19 protein-coding genes are annotated in these 18,997 nt (G+C 71.0%); 9 read left to right on the top strand and 10 right to left on the bottom strand.

Translation table 11 applies throughout. The annotated features are described in order from the left end of the window. The first annotated feature begins 236 nt into the window (after nt 1–236). Together GIS00_RS13150 and katG are read left to right on the top strand one after the other, a co-directional pair. A complete protein-coding gene (locus tag GIS00_RS13150; protein ID WP_154768888.1) occupies nt 237–851 on the top strand; it encodes a hypothetical protein in 615 nt (204 codons plus the stop codon). A 109-nt stretch (nt 852–960) separates the two neighbouring features. Further along, on the top strand, nt 961–3,186 hold the full coding sequence (gene katG / locus GIS00_RS13145) for a catalase/peroxidase HPI (RefSeq protein ID WP_154768887.1): 2,226 nt from the start codon (nt 961–963) through the stop codon (nt 3,184–3,186). A gap of 71 nt (nt 3,187–3,257) precedes the next feature. Here the strand turns inward: katG and GIS00_RS13140 are convergent, their stop codons facing one another. Beyond that, on the bottom strand, nt 3,258–4,502 hold the full coding sequence (locus tag GIS00_RS13140) for an APC family permease (protein WP_322097921.1): 1,245 nt from the start codon (nt 4,500–4,502) through the stop codon (nt 3,258–3,260). A 135-nt stretch (nt 4,503–4,637) separates the two neighbouring features. Between GIS00_RS13140 and GIS00_RS27610 the strand changes: the two genes are divergently transcribed. Continuing rightward, nucleotides 4,638–4,991, top strand: a complete 354-nt coding sequence (locus tag GIS00_RS27610) for a VOC family protein (RefSeq protein WP_230313534.1) — start codon at nt 4,638–4,640, stop codon at nt 4,989–4,991. 42 nt (nt 4,992–5,033) lie between these two features. Here the strand turns inward: GIS00_RS27610 and GIS00_RS13130 are convergent, their stop codons facing one another. Beyond that, a complete protein-coding gene (locus GIS00_RS13130; RefSeq protein ID WP_154768884.1) occupies nt 5,034–6,011 on the bottom strand; it encodes a helix-turn-helix transcriptional regulator in 978 nt (325 codons plus the stop codon). Nucleotides 6,012–6,082: 71 nt separating this feature from the next. Here GIS00_RS13130 and GIS00_RS13125 point away from each other — a divergent pair, with 71 nt between their 5' ends. Beyond that, nucleotides 6,083–6,781 carry an alpha/beta fold hydrolase gene (locus GIS00_RS13125; protein WP_154768883.1) on the top strand — a complete coding sequence of 233 codons (699 nt, stop codon included), beginning with the start codon at nt 6,083–6,085 and terminating at the stop codon, nt 6,779–6,781. Between the two features lie 5 nt (nt 6,782–6,786). After that, the gene (locus tag GIS00_RS13120) at nt 6,787–7,353 is read left to right on the top strand and encodes a GNAT family N-acetyltransferase (RefSeq protein ID WP_154768882.1); all 567 of its coding nucleotides are present in this window, start codon (nt 6,787–6,789) and stop codon (nt 7,351–7,353) included. Here GIS00_RS13120 and GIS00_RS13115 read toward each other — a convergent pair. From GIS00_RS13115 to GIS00_RS13100, 4 genes are read right to left on the bottom strand one after another with little or no spacing between them, the layout of a single operon-like run. Beyond that, on the bottom strand, nt 7,345–8,055 hold the full coding sequence (locus tag GIS00_RS13115) for a B3/B4 domain-containing protein (RefSeq protein WP_154768881.1): 711 nt from the start codon (nt 8,053–8,055) through the stop codon (nt 7,345–7,347). The two genes, GIS00_RS13120 and GIS00_RS13115, sit on opposite strands and share 9 nt — an antisense overlap. A 14-nt stretch (nt 8,056–8,069) precedes the next feature. Next, a complete protein-coding gene (locus GIS00_RS13110) occupies nt 8,070–8,861 on the bottom strand; it encodes an ABC transporter ATP-binding protein (protein ID WP_154768880.1) in 792 nt (263 codons plus the stop codon). Further along, a complete protein-coding gene (locus GIS00_RS13105; RefSeq protein WP_196073260.1) occupies nt 8,858–9,865 on the bottom strand; it encodes a FecCD family ABC transporter permease in 1,008 nt (335 codons plus the stop codon). The genes GIS00_RS13110 and GIS00_RS13105 overlap by 4 nt, the downstream gene beginning before the upstream one ends. Then, nucleotides 9,862–10,821, bottom strand: a complete 960-nt coding sequence (locus GIS00_RS13100) for a FecCD family ABC transporter permease (RefSeq protein WP_230313533.1) — start codon at nt 10,819–10,821, stop codon at nt 9,862–9,864. The genes GIS00_RS13105 and GIS00_RS13100 overlap by 4 nt, the downstream gene beginning before the upstream one ends. 177 nt (nt 10,822–10,998) lie before the next feature. Between GIS00_RS13100 and GIS00_RS13095 the strand changes: the two genes are divergently transcribed. Both GIS00_RS13095 and GIS00_RS13090 read left to right on the top strand, forming a co-directional pair. After that, nucleotides 10,999–12,120 carry an ABC transporter substrate-binding protein gene (locus GIS00_RS13095; protein ID WP_154768877.1) on the top strand — a complete coding sequence of 374 codons (1,122 nt, stop codon included), beginning with the start codon at nt 10,999–11,001 and terminating at the stop codon, nt 12,118–12,120. A gap of 183 nt (nt 12,121–12,303) precedes the next feature. Continuing rightward, nucleotides 12,304–13,164, top strand: coding sequence for a hypothetical protein (locus tag GIS00_RS13090; RefSeq protein WP_154768876.1), 861 nt, complete (start codon nt 12,304–12,306; stop codon nt 13,162–13,164). 4 nt (nt 13,165–13,168) lie between these two features. Here GIS00_RS13090 and GIS00_RS13085 read toward each other — a convergent pair whose 3' ends face one another. The 3 genes from GIS00_RS13085 to GIS00_RS13075 form a co-directional block, all read right to left on the bottom strand. After that, the gene (locus tag GIS00_RS13085) at nt 13,169–13,882 is read right to left on the bottom strand and encodes a Clp protease N-terminal domain-containing protein (RefSeq protein WP_154768875.1); all 714 of its coding nucleotides are present in this window, start codon (nt 13,880–13,882) and stop codon (nt 13,169–13,171) included. Between the two features lie 48 nt (nt 13,883–13,930). Continuing rightward, nucleotides 13,931–14,296: a DoxX family protein gene (locus GIS00_RS13080; protein WP_154768874.1), complete on the bottom strand. Its 366-nt coding sequence runs from the start codon at nt 14,294–14,296 to the stop codon at nt 13,931–13,933. A 72-nt stretch (nt 14,297–14,368) separates the two neighbouring features. After that, the gene (locus tag GIS00_RS13075; protein WP_154768873.1) at nt 14,369–14,947 is read right to left on the bottom strand and encodes a putative glycolipid-binding domain-containing protein; all 579 of its coding nucleotides are present in this window, start codon (nt 14,945–14,947) and stop codon (nt 14,369–14,371) included. 474 nt (nt 14,948–15,421) lie between these two features. Between GIS00_RS13075 and GIS00_RS13070 the strand changes: the two genes are divergently transcribed. Both GIS00_RS13070 and GIS00_RS13065 read left to right on the top strand, forming a co-directional pair. Continuing rightward, the gene (locus GIS00_RS13070) at nt 15,422–16,141 is read left to right on the top strand and encodes a DUF222 domain-containing protein (RefSeq protein ID WP_230313532.1); all 720 of its coding nucleotides are present in this window, start codon (nt 15,422–15,424) and stop codon (nt 16,139–16,141) included. Then, on the top strand, nt 16,096–18,174 hold the full coding sequence (locus GIS00_RS13065) for an HNH endonuclease signature motif containing protein (RefSeq protein ID WP_154768872.1): 2,079 nt from the start codon (nt 16,096–16,098) through the stop codon (nt 18,172–18,174). The genes GIS00_RS13070 and GIS00_RS13065 overlap by 46 nt, the downstream gene beginning before the upstream one ends. Before the next feature lie 13 nt (nt 18,175–18,187). Here the strand turns inward: GIS00_RS13065 and GIS00_RS13060 are convergent, their stop codons facing one another. Then, nucleotides 18,188–18,979: a hypothetical protein gene (locus GIS00_RS13060; protein WP_154768871.1), complete on the bottom strand. Its 792-nt coding sequence runs from the start codon at nt 18,977–18,979 to the stop codon at nt 18,188–18,190. Between the last annotated feature and the right edge of the window lie 18 nt (nt 18,980–18,997).

Here is an 18,997-nt window from a genome sequence, read left to right as displayed (position 1 = left end):
CGCTCGATCGGTAAATGTCTGATGTAGGTGAGCCTGACCTTATGGGTAGGAGGCGGGTGACACCAACGGGGTGTTGTGCTGCTCACGCTGCGCTCGTCGGCGGGCCCCGTTCGATCGACCGCGTCGTCGTCCGACCGCCGGCCGTCACGCAGCGCAACCACGACGGATGTATCAGCCGGGCGCCTCATGACCTCGATTCCGCCGGTCACCCCTACAACCTGGAAAGAAGAACCGTCATGTCCGTCCTGCCTCGGCCGCAGCTGCGTGTCCGGGTCACCGCCGCCCGTTACCTCTCCCGGCTCGGTGTCGACCTGGCGCCGCTGGCGCTGCTCGCCGGTTACCTCGGGTACGCCGTCGCCCAGGACGACATGCCGCCGTTCACCCTCGCCCTGGTCCCCGTCGTCACCCTCGTCGTCGCCGCGTTCCTCCTGGTGATCAGGCCGGTGTCGGTGACCGTCGACGGGGAGATCGTGCGGGTGCGCCGACTGCTGGGGCCGGCGATCCGGTTCCGACGCGACGACGTGGCGCTCTCGGTCCGGGCGCCGTCCGTGAGCTGCACCCAGGGTCCGGCCCGCTCGGTGCTGTCCTTCGCGGACCGGCGCGGCCGGGCGTTGCTGCGGCTGGACAACCGGGTGTTCACCGCCGACGACCTGGGTGTGCTGGCCCTGGCGATCGGCGGCGGGCCGGGCAGCCGGCACGAGCTCGTCGACGGTCCGTGCACGGTCGCCGAACTGGTGCAGGGGCGGCAGTGGGCGGCGGCCTGGGGACTGCGGCATCCGTACGTCACCGGCGCCGTGCTCGGGCTGGCCGCGTTCGCGCTGGTGGTGGTGACGGGGCTGCTGGTGGGCTGATCCCGGGCCCGGGACCCGGGTTGAAGGCCAACATGGACTGTGTCTAAGTTGGAGTCGGTGCCGCCGTCGCCACACCGATTTCCCGCCGTCGATCCCGAAGAGGTCACACATGTCCGACTCCCCCGCCGCAGGTGGATGCCCCGTCGTCCACGACTCGGCGACCGCCCATGGCAGTGACAGCGAGAACCCGGCGATCGACGCGCCCACGCCGAAGACCGGCGGGCGCCCGCGCACGAACAAGGACTGGTGGCCCAACCAGCTCGACCTGTCGGTGCTGCACGCGCACTCGTCCAAGGTCAACCCGCTGGGCCCCGACTTCGACTACGCGACCGAGTTCGCCGGCCTTGACGTCGAGGCGCTGAAGGCGGACATCACCGAGGTGCTCACCACCTCGCAGGACTGGTGGCCGGCCGACTTCGGTCACTACGGCGGCCTGATGATCCGGATGAGCTGGCACGCGGCCGGCACCTACCGCACCTACGACGGCCGCGGCGGCGCCGGTGACGGCGGCCAGCGGTTCGCCCCGCTGAACAGCTGGCCGGACAACGCCAACCTGGACAAGGCCCGCCGCCTGCTGTGGCCGGTCAAGCAGAAGTACGGCCAGAAGATCTCCTGGGCCGACCTGCTGGTGCTCGGCGGCAACGTCGCGCTGGAGTCCATGGGCTTCCAGACCTTCGGCTTCGGCTTCGGCCGTCCCGACGTGTGGGAGCCGGAGGAGATCTTCTGGGGCGAGGAGGACGCCTGGCTGGGCGACGCCCGCTACACCGGTGACGCCGAGATGACCCCGGTCGTCGGCGCCACCGAGATGGGCCTCATCTACGTCAACCCCGAGGGCCCGCGCGGCAGCGGCGACCCGCTGGCGGCGGCGTACTTCATCCGCGAGACCTTCGGCCGGATGGCGATGAACGACGAGGAGACCGTGGCGCTGATCGCCGGCGGCCACACCTTCGGCAAGACCCACGGTGCCGGAGTGTCCGACGGTCACGTCGGCCCGGAGCCGGAGGGCGCCGACCTGGAGTCGCAGGGCCTGGGCTGGCTCAGCACCTACGGCAGCGGCAAGGGTGCGGACACCATCACCAGCGGCCTCGAGGTCACCTGGACCGACGCGCCGACCCGGTGGAGCAACCGGTTCTTCGAGATCCTGTTCGGCTACGAGTGGGAGCTGACCACCAGCCCCGGTGGTGCCAAGCAGTGGGTCGCCAAGGACGCCGAGGAGATCATCCCGGACGCCCACGACGCCACCCGCAAGCACAAGCCGACCATGCTGACCACCGACCTGTCGCTGCGGATGGACCCGACGTACGAGAAGATCTCGCGCCGCTTCCTGGAGCACCCGGACGAGTTCGCGCTGGCCTTCGCCAAGGCCTGGTACAAGCTGCTGCACCGTGACATGGGCCCGGTCAGCCGCTTCCTCGGCCCGTGGGTCGCCGAGCCGCAGCTGTGGCAGGACCCGGTCCCGGCGGCGACCGGCACCCCGGTCTCCGACGCCGACGTCGCCGCGCTGAAGGCAAAGGTGCTGGAGTCCGGGCTGACCACCGAGCAGCTGGTCTCCACCGCGTGGGCGGCGGCCGCGAGCTTCCGCTTCACCGACAAGCGCGGTGGCGCCAACGGCGGCCGGCTGGCGCTGGAGCCGCAGCGCAGCTGGGCGGTCAACGCCGGCACCGGCCCGGTGCTCGAGGTGCTGGCCGGGATCCGCGACGAGTTCAACGCGGCCGGCGGCGCCACCGTCTCGCTCGCCGACCTGATCGTGCTGGCCGGTTCGGCCGGGGTCGAGAAGGCAGCGGCGGACGCCGGTGTCGAGGTGACCGTGCCGTTCCGGGCCGGTCGTACCGACGCCACCCAGGAGGACACCGACGTCGAGTCGTTCGGCTTCCTGGAGCCGCGGGCCGACGGTTTTCGCAACTGGATCCGCGAGGGCGAGAAGCTGCAGCCGGAGGTGCTGCTGGTGGACCGCGCCTACATGCTGAACCTCACCGCGCCCGAGATGACCGTGCTGGTGGGTGGTCTCCGGGCACTGCAGGCCGGCGGCACCACGCACGGCGTGCTCACCGACAAGCCGGGCACCCTGACGAACGACTTCTTCGTCAACCTGCTGTCCCCGGGCACCCGCTGGAAGTCCTCGGAGTCCGCCGAGAACGTCTACGAGATCCGCGATGTCGTCACCGACGAGGTCAAGTGGACCGCCACCCCGGTCGACCTGGTCTTCGGCTCCAACTCACAGCTGCGGGCGCTGGCCGAGGTCTACGCCAGCGCGGACGCGCGTGGCAAGTTCGTCGCCGACTTCGTCAACGCCTGGGTCAAGGTCATGGAGCTGGACCGCTTCGACCTCGCCTGAGTTCCTCCTCGCCGACGTCCTGCAGGGTCACCCCTGCAGGACGTCGTGCGTTCCGGGCATGAGACCCGTTGCTACGTCCGTGCTTCCGGGAGCCACCACGATCCCGCGATCACCGCGAGCACGGCCAGGCCCGGGAGCAGGCTGCCGAGCGGCAGTGACCCGGCCAGCAGCACACACCCGGCGGCGCCCAGCACCGGGATTGTCTTCGAGGTCGGTGATCCCGGGAGGGTGGAGGCCGCGGCGTTGGCGATCAGGTAGTAGGTCAGCACGGTCACCGCGGAGAAGCCGATCGCAGCACGCAGATCGACGGTCAGCACGAGCCCCAGCACCACCGCCCCGACCGCCAGCTCGGCGCGGACCGGCGTGCGGTCCGTGCTGGACACGGCGGCCAGACCCCGGGGCAGCCGCCCGTCCCGGGCGAGCGCGAGCACCGTGCGGGAGACACCGAGCACCAGCGCCAGCAGCGCACCCCCGGCGGCGAGGACCGCGGCGATCCGCACCGGCCACCGCAACCATCCGCCACCGGCGGCGGCGAGATCGGCGACCGGTGACGTCGAGGCCGCGGTGGCCGCGGGCCCGAGGACGATCAGCAGCGCCGCGGCCAACGCCAGGTACATCAGCACGGTGACCGCCAGCGCCGCCCGGATCGCCCGCGGGATGGTCCGGGCCGGATCCCTGACCTCCTCGCCGAGGGTGGCGATGCGCGCGTACCCGGCGAAGGCGAAGAACAGGAAGCCGGCAGCGGTGAGTACCCCGGTCGGTGTCGCACCCGTGGTCACCAGCGGTGCGCCGACCGACGTCCCGGACGACAGCGCAGCGATCACGACCGCGACGAGCACGGCGATCACCAGCACCACGACGACGGCGGTGACCGCGGCACCGCGGTGCACCCCCCAGCAGTTCAACGCCGTCACCAGCACGACCGCTGCCGCCGCTGTCCACCGTGCGCCTTCGGGGAGCAGGTAGCTGCCGATGGTCATCGCCATGGCGGCGCAGCTCGCGGTCTTCCCGACGACGAACGCACCACCGGCCAGGTAGCCCCAGAACGGACCGAGCCGTTCCCGCCCGTAGACGTAAGTACCGCCGGACTCCGGGTACAGCGCGGCGAGCCGGGCGGAGGACAGTGCGTTGCACGCGCCGACCAGTCCGGCCAGCAGCACCGCGATCAGCAGCGCGCCGCCGGCCGCCGCCGCGGCGGGGGCGAAGACCACGAAGACGCCGGCGCCGAGCATGGCGCCGAGACCGACGACGGTGGCGTCGACCGGTCCGAGCCGGCGTGCCAGGCGGTCGGGTCCGGCAGGCGGCTCCGGGGTCACCCGGACATCGTGGCGTGAGGTCCGGGCACGGCAACCGGCGGGTGCGGCATGCCCGTCCGTGTCCGGCGCAGGCTGGACGGGTACCGGCGGATGGAACGGTCGCCGAGCCGGGCGGCCCTGCCGACGGAGGACTGCATGACCGTGACCCGCGCCCTCGCCGTGGTGCCCAGCTCCGATCTCGTCGCGTCGCGCCGGTGGTGGACGACGCTGCTCGGCCGGGAACCCGATCTGGTCCCGATGCCGAGCGACATCGAGTGGCACTTCGACGGTGGCGGAGGGATGCAGGTGGTCGACGACGCCGAGCATGCCGGAGCCGGCAGCGTGACCCTGGGCAGCGACGACGTCGACGGTGATGTGACCGGCGCACGGGACCGCGGCATCGAGATTCCCGACCCGGTCACGGTGCCCAGCGGGCAGTTCCGGATCGCGCAGCTGACCGACCCCGATGGCAACACCGTGGTGCTCGCCCAGGACCTGGGTGCTGTCTGACGGTGCAGGTCAGAGCGCCGGCGGGTCCGCGATCTCCAGAAACTACTGGACCGGACCGACTGGTGCGACGGCTGCGGACATCCGGGCCGCGACCTCGGCGACCGCCGCGCGCAGCTCGGGCCCGCCGAGCACGTGGAAGGGGATCGGGATCGCGGCCAGGTACTCGCCGGCGTACATGGCGGTGTTGGTGGTGGTGCCGACCAGCCGACAGCGGTCCTCCTCGAGTGGCTCCAGTGTCCCCATCCGTGGGCCGACATGCGGTCGGACCTGCTCGTACGGGGCGTCGAACACCACCTCGGTGGCGTGGTCCCAGCCCATGCCCAGATGTCGTTCCAACAGCGCCACCGGGTCCAGCGCGTCCGGCGGGCGGAACGTCGACTCCAGTCGCCGCGGGGAGCGGATGCGGTCGATCCGGTAGGTGCGGACGGCATCGGCATGGTGCGAGTGGCAGAGCAGGTACCAGGTGCCGAACCGGACCACGACGGCCCACGGGTCGACGTCGGTCTCGAACGCCGAACCGGCGCCGCTGCGGTACGTGATGCGGACCCGGTGACCGGAGGCGATGGCCGCGACCAGGGCCGTGGTGGTCTCCGGATCCGGTCGGGAGCCCGGTGGACGCGGGGTGGCCAGGGCGTGCGCCCGCATCATCGCGGCCGGCCGACCGACGGCCTCGGGCAGCGCGCGCATCAGCGTGGTCAGCGCGGAGCCGACCGGATCGGTGGGGTCGGCGGCGGCGTGCTGGCCGTCGAGCACGGCCATGACCAGGCCCAACGCCTCGGAGGCGGTGAAAACCAACGGCGGGAGGCGCAGGCCGCGGCCGATGCGGTACCCGCCGTACGGGCCGTGTTCGGTCTGCACCGGGATGCCCGCCTCGCGCAGGATCGCGATGTAGCGGCGTGCGGCCCGGTCGGAGACGCCGAGCGCCTCGCCGAGCTGCCCGGCGGTGATGCCCGGGCGCGTGTGCAGCACGTCCAGCGTGCGCAGCGCACGTGCGGTGGGGCTGTCGCCGGAAGCGGCCATGCGGCCAGCCTAGAAGTCGATCGGCAGGATGCGGAAGCCGATCGTCCGGTACCGGTCCTACGTTGGTCGGCATGACGACGACGACGAACGACATCGTGCTCATCGCCGGCCTCTGGCTGAACGGCCCGGCCGCCTGGGCGGAGACCGCTGCGGCCCTGCAGGACCAGGGTCTGCAGGTGACGGCCGTGGCGCTGCCGGGCCAGGGTGACGGCCGCACCGACGCCACCCTGCAGGACCAGCTGGACGCGGTGCTCGCCGCGGTGGATGCCGCCGAGAACCCGCTGGTGGTCGGGCATTCCGCTGCCTGCACGCTGGCCTGGCTGGCGGCCGACCGCCGGCCGGACAGCATCGCCGGCACCGCGCTGATCGGCGGCTTCCCGTCCACCGACGGGTCCGCCTACGCCGACTTCTTCGAGCCGGTCGACGGCGGCATGGCTTTCCCGGGCTGGGGGCCGTTCGAGGGCCCGGACTCCGCCGACATCTCCGCGGAACTGAATGACACGATGGTCGCGGAGTCGATCCCGGTGCCGGTCGGGGTGAGCCGCGGGGTCGTCCGGCTGACGGACGAGCGGCGGTTCGCCGTACCCACCACGATGATCTGCCCGGAGTTCACCCCGGACCAGGCGAAGGAGTGGGTGGCCGCCGGTGACGTGCCGGAGATCGCTGCGGCACAGCAGGTCTCGTACGTCGACATCGACTCCGGGCACTGGCCGATGTTCACCCGCCCCGTCGAACTCGCCGCTGTCATCGCGGCTGTCGCGCGAGGCTGACCGGGATGCCCGGCAGCGTGGTCGATCTCGGACCGGACACCTGGGACGAGTTCGCGGACCTGGTGGATGCGAACGGCGGGATCTTCGGCGGCTGCTGGTGCATCGGATTCCACCCGGAGCGGGGTGTCCGGGGGCTGGACCACCGGGAGGCGAAGCGGGACCGGGTGATGACCGATCGGGCGCACGCCGCGCTGGTGCTCGACGACAACGGTGCCGCGCTGGGGTGGTGCCAGTTCGGCAGCCCGGAGGAGCTGCCGTCGATCAAGCACCGCCGCGAGTACGACAAGGACGCCCCGCCGGTGCCGGACTGGCGGATCACCTGCGTCTTCGTCGGTAAGGGCCACCGCGGCAAGGGTGTCGCGCGGCGGGCCGTCGAAGGTGCGCTGGAGCTGATCGCCGCCCGCGGCGGCGGCCTGGTCGAGGCCATCTCCGAGGTGACCGCCGGCCGCCAGGCGCACGGCCGCTTCCTCTTCACCGCGACGGTCGAGCTGTTCACCGACCTCGGGTTCGAGAAGGTCCGTCAGGTCGGCAAGCACGCCTGGATCGTCCACCGGCAGGTGCTGTCAGCCTGATGCGCCGATCGTCCGGCGGTGCAGCACGACGCCGGAATGTGCTGCGGACAAGGTGTTCTCGAGCGCGGTGGCCGCCGCCTCCAGGCCGGCCGGGCCGAGGGCGCCGCCCAGGCCGTCGAGGATGAACCCGGCGTTGCGGGTCTGCTCGGTGATCCGCGTCCGGACGCACTGCCGCCAGTTCCAGCGCCGGCAGGTCACCCCGGCGTCGTCCCGCCAGATCACCTCGCCAGGGTCCGGGTGCTCGACCGCCGGGCCGCCGTCCTTGACGATGTCGAAGGTCTCGCTGCCGTCCGCCCGGGTGAGCACCGGCGGACCGGCGTAGGCGTCCAGGTCCTCACCGCCGAGCGGCAGCAGGTGCCCGACGGAGATCGCGTTGTAGGTGTCGGTGATCCGGTCGATCCGCGGCAGGTCGGCGGCCCGGCGCACCAGCGCCTCGACGCTCGGCCGGGTCCGTTGCGGCTTCGCGCCGAACGACCGGAACGCCTCCCGCCACGCGGCGATCTCCGGCAGCTCCTCCACCGGCGTGTCCGCGACCCGGCCGGCAACGGTCGCCGCAGCAGCGTCCAGCAGCGCCCCGCTCGCCGCGTCCGACGGCCCCGGCGTCAGGCCCTCCGCGGTGATCAGCACGACCGAGTAGTCGCCTCGCAGCTCGAACACCGCCGGGTCCACCCGTGCCCCGTCCAACCACGCCTGTCCGTCCATGGGCCCATCCTGCGTCACCGCCGCGACGCCCGCGGCAGCGGGACCACCAGTGGGGTGCCGGTCTGCGGGTCCAGGATGATCTCGCAGCGGACGCCGAACACGTCCTGCACCAGGTCGGCGGTGACGATGTCCGCGGGCGGCCCGGCAGCAACGATCCGGCCCGCCGCCATACAGATCAGGTGGGAGGCGTAGCGGCAGGCCTGGTTCAGGTCGTGCAGCACCGCCACGATGGTCAGGCCGCGCTCCTGGAGATCCGCGCACAGATCGAGAACCTCGAGCTGGTGGGCGATGTCGAGGAAGGTCGTGGGCTCGTCGAGCAGCAGCAGCGGGGTCTGCTGGGCCAGCACCATCGCCAGCCAGGCCCGCTGCCGCTGCCCGCCGGACAGCTCGTCCACCGGTCGCTGCGCCAGCTCGTCGACCTGGGTGTCCCGCATCGCGGCGTCGACCGCCTCCTGATCGGCGGTCGTCCACTGGCGCAGGAACCGTTGGTGCGGGAACCGGCCGCGGCCGACCAGGTCGGCAACGGTGATCGCCTCCGGGATGGACGCGCTCTGCGGCAGCAGCCCGAGCCGGCGGGCCACCTCCTTGGTCGGGTACGAGGTGATGTCGCGCCCGTCCAGCGTCACCGAGCCGGCCGTCGCCGGCACCGCCCGGGCCAGCGCCTTGAGCAGCGTCGACTTGCCGCAGGCGTTCGGTCCGATGATCACCGTCAGCTCGCCGTCCGGGATCGAGACGTCGAGATCCTCGATCACCACCCGCTTGTCGTAACCCAGCCGGAGGTGTTCGCCGTTCAGGCGCGCGTTCATCGGGATCTCCACATGCGTAGCAGCAGCCAGGCGAGGTAGATGCCGCCAACCACGCCGGTGGCCACCCCCACCGGCACGTCGATGTCGCCGAGCAACCGCTGGGCGAGCAGGTCGCTGGCCAGCAGGCAGACGCCGCCCACCACCGCGGAACTCAGCACCAACGGGCCGGGCAGCCGGATCAGCCGGATGGCGATCTGCGGAGCGGCCAGGTCGACGAAGGCGATCGGGCCGACCACGTTCACCACCGCGGCGGCGGACAGCACCGACACGATCACCACCGCGGTGCCGACCCGCCGCGGCCGGACCCCGAGCCCGACAGCGGCCTCCTCGCCGAGGTCGGTGATCAGCAGGTACCGGCGCAGCGCCATCCCGGCCGGCACCACGATCGCCACCGCGACGAGCATCACCAGCACGCCGGACCAGGTCGCGGTGTTCAGCGACCCGGTGAGCCAGCGCTGTGCCTCGCGGGCATCGCTGATCCGGGCCCGAGTCAACAGGTAGGTGGTGACACCGGTGAGCAGGGCACCGATCCCGATACCGACGACGATCAGCCGGTACCCGGCCCGATGCGCACCGCCGGCCAGGAAGAACACCACCGCCGCCGTGATCAGCCCGCCGGCCACGGCGGCGATCCCCACTTCCGGCTGATCCAGCTTCAGCGGGACGATCGCGATGACCGCCCCGGCGGCCGCGCCGGCCGAGAACCCGATGATGTCCGGGGTGCCCAGCGGGTTGCGCGAGTGTGCCTGCAGCAGGGATCCGCCGACCCCGAGCGCCATCCCGCACAGCAGCGCCAGCAGCGATCGGGGCAGACCGACATCCATGACGGCGAACTCGTTGTCGGTGGAGGACCCGAACACGGTCGTGAGCACCTCGAGCGGCGCGACGGGCAGCGGCCCGGTGCCGATGGTGAGGAAGATGATCACCACGCAGACGATCAGTCCGCCGACCACCACGGTGACCGGCGCGAGCCCCCGGCGCCGGGTGGTCGTCGGGGCGCTCACAGCCGGCCGACCTTCCCGGTGCGCACCAGGTAGACCAGCACCGGCGCGCCGACCACCGCGGCCACGATCCCGGCGCCGATCTCCTGCGGCCAGGCGATCACCCGGCCCACCACGTCGGCCAGCTGCAGCATCAAGATCCCGGCCAGGATCGACATCGGCAGTCCCTTGCGGTGGTCGGGGCCGACCAGGGCGCGGGACAGGTGCGGCACGGCCAGACCGATGAAGGCCACCGGGCCGACCGCCGCGGTCGCGCCACCGGTGAGCAGCACGACCGCGACCAGGGCGAGCACCTGGGTGCGCACGGTGCGGACGCCGAGCGCGATCGCCGTTTCGTGTCCCAGCGCCAGACCGTTCAGCGGTGCGGCAAGGGCGAGCGCGAGCAGGATCCCCGGCACCACGAACCACAGCACGCCACCCGTGACGGACAGGTCGCGGGTGGTCAGCGAGCCGATCTCCCAGAACCGGAACGCCGAGAAGGTGAACGGCTGCACGATCAGCACGCCGGACACGTACGAGTAGAGCGCGCCGGAGATCGCCGTCCCGGCCAGGATCAGCCGCACCGGGGACGCCGATCCGCGTCCGACCGCCGCCAGCCCGTAGCCGACCAGGGCGCCCGCCGCGGCGCCCACCAGTGCGAACCAGGCGTACCCGCCGGGGTTCGTGATCCCGAAGAAGGCGATGGCGCTCACCACCGCGGCGGAGGCACCGGCCTGGATGCCGAGCAGGCCGGGATCGGCCAGCGGGTTCCGGGTGAGCGACTGCATGAGATGCCCGGCCAGCCCGAGCGCGGCACCGATGACGATCGCCAGCACCACCCGCGGCATCCGGTTGCCGATCACCACCGTGCGGGCCTCCGGGTCGTCACCGAACAACCCGGCCAGCACCCTCACCGGCGAGATTGGGTTGGTGCCGATGGCCAGGCCGGCGACCACCGCCAACAGGATGCCGATCACCATCAGCGGCACCGCCCACGCGGCGCGACGGCGGCGTGTCACAGGCGTTGCGGCGGCGGGTGTCATCGAGGTCTTCCGGGCGGCGGGGGTCGTGCGGCGAACATTGGGCAGGCTAACCTACCTGCGCGCCGGTGCTGCCATCGGCGGCCCACCTGCACCTTTACCGCCCAGAGGACCTCGATGAACCGACGCCCGCTGTCCCTGCCCGCCCGTCCGTTGACCCGGCGGGACTTCGCCAGAGGTGTGATCTCGGTCGCCGCCCTCGGCGCACTGGCCGCCTGTGGCTCGGACACCGGGACGACCGCCGCGTCGACGACGAGCCCCTCGGAGGCTCCGGCCTCGACCCCTTCCAGCGCGGCCGCCACGTCCGCGAGTGAGGCCTCGTCGGGTTCGGCCACGTCCTCGTCGGCACCCGCCGACAGCTTCCCGGTGACCATCCCCAACAAGTTCGGCGACACGGTCATCGAATCGGCGCCCACCACCGTGGTCTCGGTCGGGCTGACCGAGCAGGACTTCCTGCTCGCCCTCGGCGTCGTGCCGGCGGCGGTCACCGACTGGTACGGCGACCAGCCGAACGCGATCTGGCCGTGGGCGAAGGAGGCGCTGGGCTCGGCCACGCCGCCGCCGGTGCTGAGCTCCGCCGACGGGGTGCCCTACCTCGACGTCGCGAAGCTGAAGCCGGATCTGGTCGTCGGCGTGAACGCCGGCCTGGACCAGGCCGCCTACGACCAGCTGACCAAGATCGCGCCGACGCTGGCCACCCCGGCCGACTCGCAGAGCGAGTACTTCGACTCCTGGCCGCTGTACCTGAGCGTCATCTCCGAGGCGCTGGGCAAGAGCGCCGAGGGCGAGCAGATCAAAACGGATCTGGACGCGCAGTTCGCGAAGGCCGCCGCCGACAACCCGGAGTTCGCCGGCAAGAAGGTCATCTTCCTGCAGAACGCCGTCTACGACGGCAACTTCTACGCCTACCCGAAGGGCCTCGGCACCGAGTTCCTCACCGATCTCGGCTTCGACATCCCGTCGGAGATCGACGAGTACGTGCCGGCCGAGGGCGGTCAGGCGCTGGTCCCGGCGGAGCGGATCGCCGTGCTGGACGCCGCGGACTACCTGGTCTGGGCCACCGAGTCCAACGAGGACAAGGCGGCCCTCGAGGCGCTGCCCGGCTTCTCGGACCTGAAGGCGGTCAAGGCCGGCAAGTCGATCTACACCGGGGCGATCCTGTCCGGCGCGATCTACTTCTCCACCCCGCTCAGCCTGCCGTACGTCATCGAGAACCTGGTGCCGCTGCTGCAGGCCTGACACCCGGCAGGCAGGACGGCGACGATGTGCAACCGTCCGGCAACGGGCTACCGTCCTGGGGGTATGAACCTCCGAGCTTGGTGGACGGTCGCGCCGGTCGTCGTCGTCCTGCTCGTCGCCGGGTGTGCGCCCCGCCCGTTGGACACGGTTGCCGGCTCTGTGTCAGTGAGCTCGTCTCCTTCGGTGAGCTCGTCCGCAGACGTCCCGGCATCGCCGTACCCGGCCGCCGGCAACCCGGTGCCGATGCGGGTGCAGAGCGCCTGGATCCAGCGGCGCACCGACGCCCCGGCGTCGACGGCGGCGAGGCTCTGTCTGCCGCGGATGACGTTCGACATGGCGACGGCGGAAGACTCGTTCCAGCCGTGCTGGGCGTACGTCAAGGTGGTCGGCGTCGACTTCGGCGCGCTGTCCTCGCCGAGCACGCAGGACGACTGGATCTCCGGAAGTGCTGCGCTCGAGGGCACCTTCGACGGCACGACCTTCGTGGTCACCGGGCAGTCGTCGGCGCCGGCCCCGCAACGGCCCGACGTGTCGGTCATCGCTCCGGACGAGGTGCCGACCTGCGCACCGCCGGCCGGAGGCTGGCCCAAGGTCACCTCGAAGATGCTCGACCAGTTCGGCGCGGTGCAGACGCTGGTCCGCAAGGACAAGCGGTTCGGTGGCGTCCGGGTGAGTCACCCGGACATCGAGGGCAACTGGGACCCGGTCGCCATCGGCATGCAGTACCAGGTGCTGGAGATCGGGTACGTGGGGGCCGACGAGGACGGCGTCCGGCAGGCGGTGGAGAAGGTCTACGACGGTCCGTACTGCCTGCAACGTGCCGAGCAGTCGATGGCCGAGATGCGTGCCCAGCGCAAGCAGCTCGAGTCCGGTGGATACGACATGTCGGCCATGACCCTGCAGAGTGTCGGCGAGGGTGTCGACGGCGGCACCCCGGTGCTGTCCTTCACCGTTGACTACCGCACCGAGGCCTTCGACCGGATGCTCGAGGACCTCGGCGACCCACCGGTCCGGATCGAGGCCTACCTGGAGTACGTCGACTGATCGTTCAGCCGGTGACGCGGGCCAGGGTTGCGGCGATGTTCGTTTCCGCGGAGGACTTGTCGACGCCGAGGCCGGCCAGCACGCCGGTACCGTCGCCGAGCTCGAGCAGTGCGAGCAGCAGGTGTTCGGTGCCGATGTAGTTGTGGCCCAGGCGCAGTGCCTCCCGGAAGGTGAGCTCCAGCGCCTTGCGGGCCTGTGATCCGTAGGGGATCAGTTCGGGGACATCGGGTGTTGCCGCCGGCAGTGTGCGGAGGGCGACAGTGCGGACGGTCTCCAGGTCGACGCCCTGGGCGGCCACTGCTGCGGCGCCGAGCCCCTCCGGCTCGGTGAGCAGGCCGAGAAGCAGGTGCTCGGGCAGGATCTCGGGATTGCCGGCCGTTCTCGCCGCCTCCTGCGCGGCGACCACCACCTTGCGGGACCGGGCGGTGAACCGCGCGAAACCCTGCTCCGGATCGAGGGTCTCCGGCTGCACCGCGGCCTTCGGGACGAAGCGCTTCTGCGCCGCCTGCTTCGAGACTCCCATGCTGCCACCGATGTCGGTCCAGGAGGCGCCGGACCGACGGGCCTGGTCCACGAAGTGCCCGATCAGATGATCGGCCACCTCGCCGAGGTGGTCGGCGGCGAGGACGGCGTCCGACAACTGCTCCAACGGGTCGGCGGTCGCGCTCTTGATCGCCTGGATCATGTCGTCGAGGTTCACGCGCGGCGTCGGGTCCATGCGTCAACTGTAGGTTGACGAAGGAGCGGCGTCAACCCTTGGTTGACGTCAGATCCAGACGGTGGCCAGCCAGGTCGCCACCGCGGCGAGCGCGATCAGCACGATGTTGAGCCCGAGCACCTTGGTCTCGCCGCGGCGCAGATGCAGTGCGATGGCGCCGATCTGGACGAGGACCAGGCCGACCGCGGCCGCGAGGGCGAGCCCGGGTGCCACGCCGGTGAGCGGCGGCAGGATCAGCCCGATCGCACCGAGGATCTCGATGATGCCGATGGCGCGGACGAGGGCCAGGGGAGTGGTGTCGACCCAGGCCATCATCGGCAGCAGCTGTTCCTTCGAGCGCACCACCTTCATCCCGCCGGCGTAGAGGTAGAACACGGCGAGCAGGATCGCGACGACCCAGTAGGCGACAGTCATGGTGACCTCCGAAGGTGGTTGAACGTTCATCATGATCGTTCTGGAGCGGGCAGCGCCAGGGGCTCGCCGTGATCACCGGATCCGTGTCGCGAAACCTTGGTAGTCGATCACCAGGCCTTCGCGGTCGACGCCGAGCACGAAGGCACCGTGCGTCGGATCGCTGTACTCCCAGTCCCTCTCGCCGAGGCGGCGGTAGGTCTGTTCGACCCGGACCACGCGCATCGACGGGATCTCCACCCAAGCCACCGGTGAGGTGGACGAGGCCCCGATCGGCAGGTGCTGCAGTCGCCGGATGGGAAAGGTGTTCGTCAGAGGTGTTGCCGCGATGTCGATGTCGATGTAACCGTCCAGATCCGGTCGCTCCTCGCCGGCCACCGTCCAGCGCCGGCTCCGGTCCGCCACCAGGGTGGTGGAGAAGTCCCGGGTGCGGTCGAGGCAGGTGATCCGGGCGTCCCGGGTGATCCACCCGGCGTCGAGTTCGACGGTGAAGTGGCAGGAGAACGGTTCCGGCCCGTCCGCCAGCACCTCGCTGCCCTGCGCCACCCAGTGCTCGTCCCGTCGGGCCAGTCGGCCGACGCTGTGCCCGGACCGTTCGTCGGTCCGCCGCCAGCCCACGATCGTCGGGTTGTCCTGTGCGGGGCCGTCGGTCATCTGTTGCTCCTGGGGTCGGGTCGTGGTCCCTACTGTCGCTGAGCCGTGGCCGGCGTGCAGAGGGGTGGGCGGTGAGCCTGCCTGAAGATGCCGGGTGCGAGGACGTCCATCGAGAGTGTGCTGTCACTTCCTGTCGGTGTCGCCGGTGACTGTCGACCGGACGACGGGGTATCCGGAGGCCTCCATCGGCGGATCCGAGCGGCAAGGGTCGGCTGGTCCCTCCAGAAGGTGACCGTGCATGCGGACGGCTTCGTGCCCATGCTGCTCTGTCTCGAGTCCGTCGTCCTTCTGACGCCCGGGCGAGTGGGTGCACCGGGATCGTCGACAGCCGGGCCAGGTTCACGTGCCAACGACGTGCCGGCGTGTTCGCTGGCAGCGAAAAGAACTGGGACACGCATGTTCGAAATAAGCCCTGTGCGTGCTACGATAAGACATGCCTCGGGGTGGGGCAGTAGCAGCAGAAGGGGGTCATCGATGAACCGGCGCCGTTCCCGCAAGGACGCCCGCAAGTTCAAGGACCGCCCGATGCCGCCCGCCGACGCCTGCGCCACCACCGCCCTGAAGGCGTTGACCACCCTGGACCCCACCAAGCTGCACGGCAGCACCCTGGTCGACGGCATCGTCGCCGGGCACCGCGCGATCTCCTACCTGCACGCCCGCATGCAGCCCTGGCTCGCCGAGCTGCTCTCCCCCGAACTGATCCCCACCGCCGAAGGACTGCTCCGCCACGGCGCCGCCGCCCACGCCGACCACCCCGAAACCCTCAGAGCCGCCGCCGCCCGCCGCACCATGGCCGCCGCGGAGGTCGCCGCCGGCCTGGTCGTCTCCCACATCACCGGCGGCAACCACCTGGGCCGCGCCACCGTCCTGGTCCAGGACCTCCCCAACACCCTGGCCATGCTCGAACGCGGCGCCCTGGACATGTACCGCGCCAAGATGATCGCCGAACGCGCCCTCCGCCTGGACAATCCCGACCTGATCCCCGCATTCGAACAGCGCGCCCTCGCCCTGGTCCCCGGACGGTCCCCCGGACAGCTCGAGAAACTCCTCGACCGCATCATCATCGACCTGCACCCAAGGCCGAATCCGACGCCGAGGACCGCGCCTACACCGCCCGGCAGACCGGCCGCACCGACCTCGAACACGCCATGTCCCGCTTCTACGCCGACATCACCACCGAAGCCGCCCTCATGATCGAGAACCTCATCGACATGATCGCCCGCACCCTGGGCGATGACCGCACCCTCCCGCAACGCCGCGCCGACGTCCTCGTCGCCATCTTCGACCGCCTCGCCCACGGCGAAACCATCAGCGTCGCCGACATCCTCACCGTCGCCGCCGACCTCACCAACAACCCCGACCTGATCCATCAGGCCAACACCACCTGCGACGGCGACAGCGACGGCGAGACCGGCTCGGCAGAGAACGACGTGGCCGACACCGACACAGATGCCGCCGACACCGCAGACAACACCCCGACCGACAACGACCCGGCAGACGCCGACACGGACGCCGCCGACACGAACGTCGGCAATGACCGCGAACCGTCGGCCGACAGCACAAAGCAGGACACCGACGGCGACACGGACAACGCTGACCCGGAGGTCGACAGCAACGCTCGAACGTCGGCCAAGGACGCGGGATCGCACCCCGGCAACACGGACGATGTCGCTGACGGCGAAACAACTGTCGTCGATGCAGAAGCGGATGCGTACACCGACCGCGAGACGACGACCGCGGAGACAGACAACGTAGGCCACGACTCCACCGATGACGACACCGCAGAGCCTGCGCAGGATCCCGCCGACAAACCTGCCGGCGCCGGAGCCACCCCCACCGCCGCCAACGAGCATGGGCCGACCGGAAACACCCGAAACACCAGCGATCCCGCCGGCCAGACCGGCGACGCCAACAGCACACCGCACACCGGCGAGAACGACCCGTCCACCACCGATCCCAACGAGTGGGCAGCCGACGACAATGCCGACGGCACCGAGGATCCGGCTTCGCCTGACATCGATACCGAGACTGCCGTGCCGAGCGACACCGCCGTATCCGAACCCGAACCGCCGGAAGGGCCGCCGGCGGCTCGTGCCACTGATCAGTCCGACACCACCGTGCCGGACGACCTGAACGACCCCGACGCCAGAGCCGACGTACCCGACCCGCCGGAACCCCTACCTCCGGCAGACAATGCCACCGACCAGTCCGACACCACCGTGCCGGACGACCTGAACGACCCCGACGCCAGAGCCGACGTACCCGACCCGCCGGAACCCTCACCACCGGCAGACGACGCCACCGACCAGTCCGACACCACCGTGCCGGACGACCTGAACGACCCCGCTACCGGTCCTGCCGAACCCGACCCGCCGGAACCCTCACCGTCGGCAGACAATGCCACCGACAAGTCGGACACCACCGTGTCGGACGACCTCACCGACCCCGACCATCCCGACCAGCCTTACGGTCCGCTGACCCTGGACGAGTTCATCGCCCAAGCCGTCCCCTCCGAACGCCGACCCCACCAAGGCTGGAAGCCCATCACACCGTTCGTCTGCAAGTGCAAGATCCAGCCCTGCGAGATCAAGCTGCACGACCGGGACGGCGAACCCCTGATCAACGACCCCATCGCAACCCGGAGACTCGACACCCGACCGGCCACCCACCTCGTCCTGACCATGGACCTGGACACCTACACCGACCTCGCCCAGCACCCCGGCCACCTCAAGAACTACGGATCCATCTCCCCCGACCTGGCCCGCACCATCGCCGCGCAACTCGCCTCCGTCCAACTCGTCATCATCGACCCCGCCACCGGCGCACCCCTGGGCGCGTCCGACCGCACCTACACCCCCGGCATCGAACTCGCCCGCAAGGTCCGACTGCTCTCACCCACCTGCTCCTGGATCGGCTGCAGCAAACCCGCCGAACGCTGCGACATCGACCACCACATCCCCTACAACCATGACGATCCCACCGCCGGCGGACCCACCGCCCTGTGGAACACCGAACCCGCCTGCCGCACCCACCACCGCCTGAAGACCCTCACCGGCTGGCGCATCACCCGCCACCCCGACCGCACCGCCACCTTCACCAGCCCGCTGGGCCGCGACACCTACCGCGCCGCACCCGCCATCACCGACCCCACCGAATGGGCCGACAACAAGGCCACCGACAACCAGGCCGCCGACGATGAGCTTCTCGACGACGAACCACCCTTCTGACCAACGGATCTCGTCACGAAGAGATCGGCGGCACCGGATCCAGGCCGGAGGCGGTCCACCACACCTCGCGCCGCGGGTCACGCACCAGGAACGGACCGCGGCCGTTCTCCTGGGCGGTCCAGATGTCGAGCAGTACACCGGCCGCCGGAGATGCCTGACGTGCGGGCCGCAGGATCACCGACCCGGGCACCTGGCTGCCGGACACTGCGCGGTAGGTCACGACCAGATCCCGGCTGCGGCGTCGGCTCTCCACCGACAGCACGGTCACCCGGACCGGATCCCGCTCGGACAGGACCGTCCGGAACCGGTTGCGGCCGCGACCGGCAACCACCGCGATCACGGCGGACACCACGGACGCCAGCCCGAGGAACGCCAGTCCCGCCCAGGTCCCGGATGGCGAGAACCTCCCGGGCAGGGCGATCTCGTCCGTTCCCGCCGCGGTCCACACCCTGATCACATCGCCCTCGGCGTACGGCGGGTCGTCCGATCGGGTCTGTCCGACGGCGCTGCGCGTACCCAGGTCGACCGTCACGTCCCAGCGCGGCCCGCGCCCGCGCTTCTTCCCCGACTGGTCCTCGCTGATGACCACCGACGACACCCTGGCGTCCTGCTCCACCGCAGTCCCGAAGGCGCGCGCCCGGGCCAACGGCGCGGCCATCAGCACCACACCGACGAGCAGCGCCATGAACACCGCCAACCCGGCGCACGACCACATCACCAGGTCGGACCGACGGCGCGACGCCCGCACACCCAGGTCGACCGCCCTGGCGGTGAGCGCCGCAGGATCCCCCTCGCTCCCGTCCACGCCCTTCCGGTACCCGGC

This window comes from Nakamurella alba (genome assembly GCF_009707545.1).
Lineage (GTDB): Bacteria > Actinomycetota > Actinomycetes > Mycobacteriales > Nakamurellaceae > Nakamurella > Nakamurella alba.
The sequence above is the reverse complement of the archived record's forward strand: the minus strand, read 5'-3'. Positions and strand labels throughout refer to the sequence as shown.